7 protein-coding genes and 1 pseudogene are annotated in these 8,814 nt (G+C 53.6%); 7 read left to right on the forward strand and 1 reads right to left on the reverse strand.

Annotation, left to right across the window (positions count from 1 at the left end):
- The first annotated feature begins 1 nt into the window (after window position 1).
- On the forward strand, window positions 2–1,807 hold the full coding sequence (locus GTP27_RS22160) for a RyR domain-containing protein (RefSeq protein ID WP_161041270.1): 1,806 nt from the start codon (window positions 2–4) through the stop codon (window positions 1,805–1,807).
- Window positions 1,807–3,585, forward strand: a complete 1,779-nt coding sequence (locus tag GTP27_RS22165) for an ATP-binding response regulator (protein WP_161041271.1) — start codon at window positions 1,807–1,809, stop codon at window positions 3,583–3,585. Before GTP27_RS22160 ends, GTP27_RS22165 begins: the two co-directional genes overlap by 1 nt.
- A 177-nt stretch (window positions 3,586–3,762) precedes the next feature.
- On the opposite strand, the pseudogene GTP27_RS22170 reads toward GTP27_RS22165, so the two are convergent.
- Window positions 3,763–4,077, reverse strand: a pseudogene (locus GTP27_RS22170) (IS4 family transposase); the annotation flags it as partial.
- Window positions 4,078–4,442: 365 nt separating this feature from the next.
- On the opposite strand from GTP27_RS22170, the gene GTP27_RS22175 reads away from it, so the two are divergent.
- The 5 genes from GTP27_RS22175 to modC all read left to right on the forward strand — a co-directional run bounded on the left by GTP27_RS22175 (window position 4,443) and on the right by modC (window position 8,307).
- Window positions 4,443–4,811 (forward strand): winged helix-turn-helix domain-containing protein, encoded by a 369-nt coding sequence (locus GTP27_RS22175; protein WP_202417009.1) that lies wholly within the window; start codon window positions 4,443–4,445, stop codon window positions 4,809–4,811.
- A 145-nt stretch (window positions 4,812–4,956) separates the two neighbouring features.
- Entirely contained in the window at window positions 4,957–5,727 is a 771-nt protein-coding gene (gene modA / locus GTP27_RS22180; RefSeq protein ID WP_161041273.1) for a molybdate ABC transporter substrate-binding protein, read from the forward strand.
- 13 nt (window positions 5,728–5,740) lie between these two features.
- A complete protein-coding gene (locus GTP27_RS22185; RefSeq protein WP_161041274.1) occupies window positions 5,741–6,550 on the forward strand; it encodes a sulfite exporter TauE/SafE family protein in 810 nt (269 codons plus the stop codon).
- 2 nt (window positions 6,551–6,552) lie between these two features.
- Window positions 6,553–7,230 carry a molybdate ABC transporter permease subunit gene (gene modB, locus GTP27_RS22190; protein WP_161041275.1) on the forward strand — a complete coding sequence of 226 codons (678 nt, stop codon included), beginning with the start codon at window positions 6,553–6,555 and terminating at the stop codon, window positions 7,228–7,230.
- Between the two features lie 3 nt (window positions 7,231–7,233).
- On the forward strand, window positions 7,234–8,307 hold the full coding sequence (gene modC / locus GTP27_RS22195; protein ID WP_161041276.1) for a molybdenum ABC transporter ATP-binding protein: 1,074 nt from the start codon (window positions 7,234–7,236) through the stop codon (window positions 8,305–8,307).
- The last annotated feature ends 507 nt before the right edge of the window (window positions 8,308–8,814 follow it).

Below are 8,814 nucleotides of genomic sequence, written 5' to 3' on the forward strand. Positions count from 1 at the left end.
AATGTCGTATCTGAATCGGTTCAAGTACGTACTGATCGCATTGCAAATCCTGCTGTGCATTACATTAGCCTATGCCGGCATTACGAGCTACTATCGAGACCGAGCGGAGCTCATCACGCCCGCAGCGGCAGGCTTCAAGGCTCTGCAATTTGTTTTACCAAACGATAAAAATAAATATGACGATCCATCACCACTGACGCTGACGGTTGCCAAACTTTGGATCAATCTGCTCATGGGTTATGCGGTGTTCCGAGGCATGTTGCTCGTGGCGCGCAACGAATACAATAAATTCATGACAGGTTTTACCTCTGGACATACCGTGTTGATCGGTTTGCACCTGAACAGTCATTACTTCACACTGGACTTTTTACGCCATTATCCCGATCAGACTATCGTGGTTCTTGCAAATGAAACCGAGCGCAATCTTGGTCATCTGTTGCAGCAAAATGGTGCCCGGATCATTTATGCTGACTGGAGCGATGCCGCTGTCTGGGATTTTCTGAATGTCTATCGTTTGCGGCGCCTGATTATTTTTACGGATAACGATGAGCGCAATCTGGAGCTGGCCAAGTCTGCGTTTAACTATCTGACATCACGCGCTGGTGGCGGTCTTGAAAAATTCAGATCCAGAAAACATCCCTTCGAAATGTGGACCCATCTGGATAACACTTCGGCTGGGCACGTCGCCGAGAAAAGCCCAGTATTTACTACCAAGCATCGGGGTTATGCAGCCCGAACGTTTAGCACCGCCACCATGCTGGCCAGATCGCTGCTGCAGCTTGCCCCGCCTGATTGTAGCCCAGCGTTTCATCATGATAGACCACCCAGATTTCTGGTATTGGGGGGAGGTGCCCGCGCCCGTGCCTTGACGATCGAGCTTAGCCGGCACTGTCATTATCCCGGCCTTTTCGTGCCAGATATCGTCTGGGTCGCCGGTGATGCAGATGACTTGTTGCGGACGATCCGGTTTGAAGTGCCCGCAGTGGATCAGTTTTGTAAAATTGTCGCCTATCAGATTAACCCTCTACAGGTCGGGACTGCTTTCTATGCAAAACTAGAAGAGCAGGCGTACTTTACGCAGGTCTTCCTCACGCTGGAAAGCGAGGTAGAGAATTTTATTTTGGCCAGGCACATCGGACGTGCGATGAAAAATCATCAGACACCGTTGATCATGGTCATCCGACCTGCCGTCGATTCTCTGTTGCCCGCAGTGAGCTCGACGACAATGGCTCCCGCCATACTGAATATCAAGAATCCCCTGCATCTATACTCTGTCGACAAAACCGCTGCCAACACCGAGGCCATACTGAACCAGCGGTTGGATCAGCACGCCCGGGCGATTCATGAAGCCTACGTTCAGGAACAACTCAAATACGGGGAGCAGCTCGGTGCTTGGGAATCTTTGCAGCACTGGGATGATTTGCCCGAAACCTACCGAGTCGCCAACCGTGCGCAGGCGGAACATCTGGCCGTTAAATTGCGTATTCTCGGCATCACGCTCCAGCAGGATCAATCAGCGGTGCTCGAAGCGCTCAGGCGCGAAGGCCGTCGGCTCACCAGCGAGCCTGGATATCTGGAGAAGTTGGCAGAAATGGAGCATCGACGCTGGAATGCGGATCGATGGCTGTCAGGCTGGCAATATCACTCGGAAAAGAACAATGATCTCAAACATCATCATAATCTGCTTCCGTATCAACAGCTATCAGAGGCTGATAAACAGAAGGATCGAGACACCTTTTTGGGCATTCAGCAAACACTGCAGCAGGTGGGGGCAATCAGCATAACGGTTGGGAGTAAATCTTTTTAATGAATCATATCGGTAACGCAATGCATGACCAGCTGACAGACGTCAAAGTGCGAATGGATCTGGTAGAAGCCATGGAGTCAGTGTCGATAGGCGGTATTATCGGTACCACTAACGTCGCAGTTTTGTCAGCCTGGCTGACAAGGTTCAATGCCGATTTTAACTGGATTATTGGCTGGCTTCTGGTCAAGGTATTGGTCTCAATCTACATGGTCTGGGTCGAAATCTGTGATCGACGCACACCAGTCAATACAGAAAATGTCAAATCACGTTTATTGAAACTCGCTCTCTTTCCCGCCGTAAATGGCGTACTCTGGGGCTGGGGGATATTTCTGATGTGGGAAGGTGGAAATACAGAAATCCAGCTGATTCTGATGCTGTTCACTGTCGCGATGGCCGCTGCAGCATTGCTGGAATTGAAGCAGCATTTGCCAGCCTTTTTTTCCTTTTTTATTCCCTCGCTTCTTTCTTTCGTTACGGCTAGTCTATGGTACAAGGATTCCAATACCGTATTTGTCTTTTTATCTGGAGCGACGTTCGTTGTCTGGTCAGTGCGGCATGCACTCATAGAAAACAAGCGGATTATCCGGAATTTATATAAAAAATATGAGGTCATCGAACTAACAATCAAACTGCAAGAACAAATTAAGATCACCGAAAGCGCCAACCATGCTAAGTCGCGCTTCATCGCTGCGGCCAGCCATGATTTGCGTCAGCCAATGCACGCACTAAGCCTCTACCTCGGAGCACTGAGTAATTTTGATTTACCTGCGTCGGCGCGCCCGGTTCTGGATAAAGTAAGAGAGTGTGCCAAAACGATGGATGATATGTTTGCGGCATTACTGGATATTTCCCGACTAGATGCAAGTTCATTTGTTGCGAATTTCACGACTTTTTCAATCACGGCTGTACTCGATAAAATTCAAACAGAGTTCTCTCAACAGGCCGCCGCCAAAAACCTGGAATTGCGGATTGCACCTTGTTCAGCGGTCGTGAGCTGTGATGCCGAATTACTTGAGAATATTTTACGCAATCTAGTCAGCAATGCCCTGCGCTATACCAATCAGGGCAAGATACTGATCGGCTGCCGCCGCCGGAAGATGGGACTTAGCATCGGTGTGTACGACACCGGGATTGGTATTGCCGACGATATGCAGTCGGCCATTTTTGAAGAATTTGTTCAAGTTCACAATCGGGAATTTGATCGGTCACAGGGGTTGGGGCTAGGACTGTCCATTGCGCAGCGTCAGGCTAAACTGATGCTTTCGTCACTCAGATTGACGTCTCAGTTCGGGCGCGGATCGGTATTTGAACTCCCTTTAAAGTTAAGCACTGAGGCACCTGTGTTAGCAACGCACGCTACTCGCGTTTCCAGCAGCCATTACAACATCGCAGGGATGCTAATTGTGGTGGTTGATGACGAAAGTATCATCCTGGATGCAGCAAATCTGATACTGACGCAATGGGGATGCGAGGTCATTACCGCGCAATCCGGTAGCGAGGCGTTGAGCAAACTGTCCACAAGCCACCGAGTTCCCCACGCACTCGTTTGCGACCACCATCTGCGCGCGGATGAATCAGGGATACAGGTGATTGAAGCCATCCGTAACGAATTTTCTTCCGATATTCCAGCCGTACTGGTATCGGGAGATACTTCTCCGGAACAAATGCAGATTATCGCTAGTGCCGGCTTTCCGGTCATGCATAAGCCGATACAGAGCCAAGAATTATATGACCTGCTGCAGGGGCTAATTTTCAATTCTGATTTGCGAGTGGAATAGGGGCGGAAGGTATTCTGGAACATCGCGGAAATTCTCCATACTTTACATCTTATGCCACCGGGGTAGTAGTGGGGCCTGAACTAGCTCCGCTATGCACAGGTTGCTGTGCGGGCTGGCCTTTACAAACGGCATGGCCGAGTACCCGGATATACGCATGCCTTTATACACAACTCGGCTTCAGTCGTAGGCCGAGTTCATTTCTCGTAGCGCTTCAGCGACGAGTCGTATCTTGGTCAGCCCCTTCCAGATCGCTTTCACACCTGGCTCGCCATCTCCTTTACGTGCCAAGAAGCCGCCTCGCTGTGCAATAAGCCTGAGCACTTCGTTCAGGCTTGGTCTGGCAGGTTGCGGTTTCTTGGCCAGCACGTAGGCGGCCTTGATTTCGGCCCAATCAAAGTAACGACCAGCGTCCAAGTCCGGACTGGTTCTTCCCAGGCGCATCAGGTATGCAACGCGCCATGCCACCACCATGAACATGGCCAGGGCACGCTGAGTATTTGCAGTGATACCGCCACCTATTTGCATTGCAGTCCCGCCACCTTTTTGCATCCAAAGCTAACCACTAATTTGCATCCCAATCCCGTCAGTAACTTTTCAGATCAAATATTTACTGCTACTTATGCATTATGGCCACGTTCAATTGTTTTAGATCCGCGTCCTGGGCCCACGAATCCCCATGTATAAATTAAATATTCCGAATCCTAGTTCATTTTATGGGACCACGTCGACTTGGATAAGCTCTATGGTCGTATGCATTTAGTAAGAGAGGCTCGACTTGAATATTCGCATCAGGTAGCTCCGCTGGTGTGCCCTCGACTCTACTTGTCTCTGATGGGCTTTTCCGCTAGGCTCATCCCATGAAAATAGCAGTCATGCCACAACCGTCGATTTTGGTTCGTCCTCGCATTTACATCGGTGCTGATATTTCCATAGGCCCAGGAAAAATTGACCTGTTGCGGCGGATTGATGAGACACGGTCAATCGCAGCGGCAGCACGGGCGATGGGAATTCCTTATAAGCGCGCTTGGCTACTGCTCGATGCGCTCAATCAGGCATTTGGCCGTCCGCTCATCCAGACCGCCAGTGGCGGCAAAGGCGGTGGTGGTGCTACGCTCACCCCTCTCGGTCTGCAACTAGTCATCTGTTATGCCGCACTTGAAGAGCGGCTCAATGCTGATTCTACGGCCGAACTTGAGGCCCTGCGTGGTTTGGCCACCTCGCCATAGTGACTATGTCGATTAGACGATAGAACTTAATGGCATGAATGCTTTATACTTCGTTATGTCATTTTTGACCTAACGAAGTACATAGCTGCGGGTCGGGTGATTTAGCTTAGCTGGCCGCCCCCCCCCCAACACTAAGAGACCACCCATGAAAATGCTCACCTCGCTCTTGGTTGCCTGCGCATTCGCGCTTCCCCTCGCCGCGCATGCGGAAAAGATTACCGTCGCCGCAGCAGCTGATCTGAAATTTGCGATGGATGAGATTGTCACTGAGTTCAAGAAGACCATTCCCGGAGAGGACGTTAGCGTAGTCTACGGTTCGTCCGGCAACTTCAATACCCAGATCCAGCAAGGCGCCCCATATGATCTGTTCTTCTCCGCTGACATCGGCTTTCCACGTGAGTTGGCCAAGACCGGGGCTGCCGCCTCGGTGGTGAAACCATATGCGGTGGGCCGTATCGTTCTGTGGAGTGCGACCATGGACGCCAGAAAAATGACGCTGGCCAGCTTGACCGATCCCCAAATCACCCGTATCGCGATTGCCAATCCGAAACACGCGCCGTACGGTAAACGCGCAGAAGAAGCGCTGCGCGCTGCCGGACTGTGGAACAAGGTCGAACCGAAGCTGGTCTATGGTGAGAACATTGCGCAGACGGCGCAATACGCCCAGACTGGTAACGTTCAGGTCGGTATCATCGCGCTCTCGCTGGCTTTGAACGCCGAACTCGCGAGCAAAGGCGGCTATGCGCTGATCCCGGACAATCTGCACGAGCCGCTGGAGCAAGGCTACGTCATTACCAAGCGAGCCGCCGGCAATGCGCTGGCCAAGAAGTTCGTGGACTACATGGAAAGCAAGCCAGCGCGTGCGTTGATGACACGCTACGGCTTTGTGCTGCCGACTGACCAGGCCGGAAAGTAAGGGCTAGCAGACCATGAGCGAAACTACCGCTGCACGCAGCACCAGTGGTTTTACGGCTGGCACACTGATTGGTATCTTGGGTGGTCTGGTTGGGCTGGGAGGCGCGGAATTCCGCCTGCCGGTACTGATCGGCGTATTCAAACTGCCCACGCTGGAGGCCATCATCTTCAACAAGGCGATGAGCCTGGTGGTGGTCATGGCGGCGTTGGTCTTCCGCGTCAAAACCATCCCGGTCGATGTCTTGGCCACCCACCTTGATGTTGTGATCAACCTGCTGGCAGGTAGTCTGATCGGCGCCTGGTGGGCCGCTGGCTATGCCATGACCATGTCTCGCAAATGGCTTAACCGGGTAATCCTGGTGCTGCTGGCTGGCTTGTCGCTGGTGATGTTGTCGGAAGCCTGGTTCAACATGCTCCAGAACACCACGTCGCTGTTTGAATCTGGCATCGTACGCATGGTCGCGGGCGTCATCGCAGGTTTTGGCATTGGCGTTGTCGCGGCAATGCTGGGCGTGGCTGGTGGAGAGTTGCTCATCCCAACCATCGTCCTGCTCTTTGGGCAGGACATCAAGGTCGCCGGCAGCCTGTCCCTGATGGTCAGCCTCCCGACAATGATCGTCGGCTTCCTGCGTTATACCGGCGCCGATGCGTTTGCGGTGCTGCGCCGTGAAAAGCCGATGTTCCTGTCGATGGCCGGCGGCTCGGTTGCCGGCGCCGCGCTGGGTGGTCTCATGCTTGGCCTGGTCCCGACACAGATCCTTATGACCTTGCTGGGCGTGATTTTGCTCATTTCCGCCATCAAGACCTTCCAGCATTCACATTGACCATGCAATTGCTCGACGCCGACTGGGAAGCGCTTTGGCTGACGGCCCGCCTAGCCGCTCTGGTGACTTGCATCCTGCTGCTGGTTGGCACGCCCATCGCATGCTGGCTGGCGCGCTCAAGCAGCTTGTGGCGTGGCCCAGTCAGAGCGATTGTCGCACTGCCGCTGGTTCTTCCTCCGTCGGTATTGGGCTTCTATTTGCTGCTCGCGATGGGGCCAGCGGGGCCCATTGGTCAACTCACCGAGGCGCTGGGCATCGGGCCGCTGCCATTCACATTCGGTGGCCTGGTTGTCGCGTCGGTGTTTTATTCGCTGCCGTTCATGGTACAGCCGCTGCAGGCATCGTTTGAGTCCATCGGTGACCGGCCACTGGAAGTGGCGGCGACCTTGCGCGCCTCTCCGATCGACGCGTTCTTCAGCGTATCCATCCCGCTGGCACTGCCGGGCTTCGTGACGGCAGGCATCCTGACTTTTGCTCATACGGTCGGCGAATTTGGCGTCGTACTGCTCATCGGTGGCAACCTGCCTGGCGTGACGCGCGTGGCGTCGGTACAGGTATATGACCACGTCCAGGCGCTGGAATATGCCCCCGCGCACCGCATGGCCATCGTGCTGCTTATTTTTTCGTTCCTGGTGCTGCTGGCTACCTACGCTTGGCGGCCCGCGGTCACGAGGCGATAGACCATGAGTGATATACAAGCCCGATTCCAGCATGGATGGCCTGGTTTTACCCTTGATGTCGATTTAGTGATACCCGGTCACGGTGTGACTGCTCTATTCGGAAGTTCCGGTTCCGGCAAGACAACGCTGCTGCGCTGTATCGCCGGCCTGGAACGGGCGCCGAGCGGACAACTTGTCGTAGACGGCGAAGTGTGGCAGGACGATACCACGTGGCTCCCAACACATCGAAGAGCCTTGGGATATGTGTTCCAGGAGGCGAGCTTATTCCCTCACCTGAACGTGCTGGGTAATCTTAGATACGGCATTAAGCGCACACCCCAAGGCTCGGTACTGGCGCTTGAGCAGGCAGTTGAACTGCTGGGGATAGGGCATCTTCTGCAACGTCGGCCTGATGGACTATCCGGCGGCGAACGCAGCAGGGTAGCCATTGCACGGGCGCTGGCTTTAAATCCTCGCGTGTTGCTGATGGATGAGCCGTTGGCGGCGCTGGATCTGAAGCGCAAGCAGGAAATCCTGCCGTATCTCAAGCGCTTGCATGCAGAGCTGGACATTCCGATTCTGTACGTCAGCCATTCACCTGACGAGGTGGCGCAACTGGCGGACTACCTGGTCGCCCTCGATGATGGCCGGGCTGTGGCACATGGCCCGGTGGACGACGTATTGTCGCGAATTGACTTGCCGATCCGCTTGGGTGAGGACGTCGGCGTCGTAATTGATGGGGTACTCGCCGCCGTCGATATCGGCTGGCACCTAGCGAGGGTGAATTTCGAAGGGGGGCATTTGTGGACGCGCGACCTGGGCCTGCAGGTTGGGCGCACCGTCCGAATGCGTGTGCTGGCACGAGACGTCAGTATCGCTGTCACAAAACCTGAAGGCAGCAGCATCCAGAACGTGCTGCCGTGCCGGATAGATGCCATCGCGGACGATGGCCACCCTGGTTTAGCGCTCGTTCGTGTCAACGTAGGCGTCACAGTCTTCATCTGCCGCACGACGAGGCGGGCGCTCGACACAATGAACATCGCTGTCGGCCTTAATGTATGGCTACAGATCAAATCGGCCGCGATCCTAGAATGGTAATCTTCGCAGCACTTCACATTGTGCTCTCGACGAGGAGAATATTTTGGTTTCCCCCCCTAGTCGTGGAAGTGCTGACCTTAAGACGTATCTTGCGCCGAAATTGCCAGAAGACGGAGTGGCCGCTCATAGAACCATTCTGAGCAGCCAATAAGCTTCGGCCTGAGTGCTCAGTTCAGGCAGAATTTGGTGTCCACGGCCGTCCGAAATATGCGTTTGCAATGCGCTAAGGTTTTAACTGTCTGGTTCTTAGTTGCACTTTGTTGGACGACTCTCCTTCCGTAGTTTTACTCAGCCCAAAGCTGAATCTGTGATGTTCCTACAGAATCTTATAAATCTGTGGCAACACTGATTTCAATCAGCGTCCTCAGCTCAGCAAGCAGTGAACCGTTCCGGAAAACTGGGAGGCTCCATTATTTGAGAAAATGGATCTATGAAAAAATCTAAGCACTCGCCCGAAGTAATCGAACGCTCCGTCCGTATGGTCATGGAATGCCAAGGCGAGCACAG

It is taken from the genome of Duganella qianjiadongensis (assembly GCF_009857915.1).
In the GTDB taxonomy this organism is placed as follows: Bacteria; Pseudomonadota; Gammaproteobacteria; order Burkholderiales; family Burkholderiaceae_D; genus Rugamonas; species Rugamonas qianjiadongensis.

Excerpts from the sequence above, each read along its gene's own strand:
- GTP27_RS22160 (WP_161041270.1), top strand. The coding sequence starts at position 2 with ATGTCGTATCTGAATCGGTTCAAGTACGTACTGATCGCATTGCAAATC.
- GTP27_RS22165 (WP_161041271.1), top strand. The coding sequence starts at position 1,807 with ATGAATCATATCGGTAACGCAATGCATGACCAGCTGACAGACGTCAAA.
- GTP27_RS22175 (WP_202417009.1), top strand. The coding sequence starts at position 4,443 with ATGAAAATAGCAGTCATGCCACAACCGTCGATTTTGGTTCGTCCTCGC.
- modA (WP_161041273.1), top strand. The coding sequence starts at position 4,957 with ATGAAAATGCTCACCTCGCTCTTGGTTGCCTGCGCATTCGCGCTTCCC.
- GTP27_RS22185 (WP_161041274.1), top strand. The coding sequence starts at position 5,741 with ATGAGCGAAACTACCGCTGCACGCAGCACCAGTGGTTTTACGGCTGGC.
- modB (WP_161041275.1), top strand. The coding sequence starts at position 6,553 with ATGCAATTGCTCGACGCCGACTGGGAAGCGCTTTGGCTGACGGCCCGC.
- modC (WP_161041276.1), top strand. The coding sequence starts at position 7,234 with ATGAGTGATATACAAGCCCGATTCCAGCATGGATGGCCTGGTTTTACC.